The following is a 229-nucleotide window of genomic DNA, read 5'->3' on the forward strand; positions in this document are numbered from 1 at the left end:
GATTGAAGAGTGCAATATTGGGTGCAGAAGACACATCATACCAGGAAACAAACCAGTAAGCCGGTGTATTCAATGGCATATCATCATGATACAATCCACCTTTGAACCATTTAGGATCATTGGGTTTGCGACGAATCATATCTTCATATACACCTTCTTGTCCTTTTACATTTTTAATGATGTCTTGTAATGGAAGATGACGCAATCCTACCGACCAATCAACCCTTGG

1 protein-coding gene is annotated in these 229 nt (G+C 39.7%); it reads right to left on the minus strand.

Annotated elements, in window-relative coordinates; translation table 11 throughout:
• A partial coding sequence (locus tag VJI93_RS09330) for a hypothetical protein (RefSeq protein WP_324009408.1) occupies window positions 1-229 on the minus strand: 229 nt, incomplete at both ends.

Origin of the sequence: Parvimonas sp. M20 (assembly GCF_035282425.1) — a bacterium.
Classification (GTDB): domain Bacteria; phylum Bacillota; class Clostridia; order Tissierellales; family Peptoniphilaceae; genus Parvimonas.